This window comes from Mesorhizobium sp. M5C.F.Ca.IN.020.29.1.1, from assembly GCF_003997375.1.
Taxonomy (GTDB): domain Bacteria; phylum Pseudomonadota; class Alphaproteobacteria; order Rhizobiales; family Rhizobiaceae; genus Mesorhizobium; species Mesorhizobium wenxiniae.
The window spans coordinates 1-733 of record NZ_RZSW01001113.1 but is presented as its reverse complement, the minus strand read 5'-3'; the positions used below and the strand labels follow the sequence as shown (position 1 = coordinate 733).

At 57.3% G+C, this 733-nt stretch carries 2 protein-coding genes; both read right to left on the bottom strand.

Annotated features, from left to right (window positions below; translation table 11 throughout):
* Positions 1-310, bottom strand: a 310-nt coding sequence (locus EOA85_RS36560) for an MFS transporter (RefSeq protein ID WP_206523508.1), incomplete at its 3' end; no start/stop codon positions are given.
* A 202-nt stretch (positions 311-512) separates the two neighbouring features.
* Positions 513-733, bottom strand: a 221-nt coding sequence (locus EOA85_RS36555; RefSeq protein ID WP_164760192.1) for a GNAT family protein, incomplete at its 5' end; no start/stop codon positions are given.

The window sequence follows — 733 nt, the reverse complement described above, 5'->3', positions numbered from 1 at the left end:
TGGCAGATGCGACCACCATAATGCACCGGCCGGCGAACATGACCCTGCGACGGCTAAAATTGTCGGCGAGAGCCCCGGCGAAGACGGACAGGATGAAAGCGGGCAGGTTCGATGAAGCCTGGACCAGTGCGACCATTAGATCGGAAGTGGAAATCGTCGCCATCAGCCAGCTGATTGCGACGGTCTGCATCAGCCAGCCAAGGCTGGAGACCTGAGTGGCGAGCCAGATCGAACGGAACGCCGAGTTCTTGAGCGGTGCAAATGTCCTAGGCGAAAATGGGTCTGGACCCGCGCCCGCCACCTTGCCCATTTAAACTGACCTTTGCTCGTGTGTCATTCGCCACATTCCGTTTCTAGCAAAAAAGCCGCCACTTAACGCAACCAGCTGCGAGCCCGAAATGACTGAGCGCAGGGACGATCAGTAAATTGAAAGCCCGGCAGGAGACTAAGCTACCTGCCGGGCCGGTGCGCCTTGGGAGGGCACATAAAAGACGCGACACCAAGATGCGCGGCTAACGTTTTTGGCGCCAATCTTGATACGTGAGCCTGTAAAGGACTTGGCGTCGCAAGGGATCATCGGCTGCCTTGAGCGGGTGGTCGAAGTCGTCGTTTGGATCATGCGACATGCCGACGCGTTCCATAACGCGTTGTGAGGCGACATTGTCCACTGCGGCGTTCGCGATGATTTCGTTCAGCTTTAAATTCCGGAATCCGAAGTCAAGGACGGTGGCGG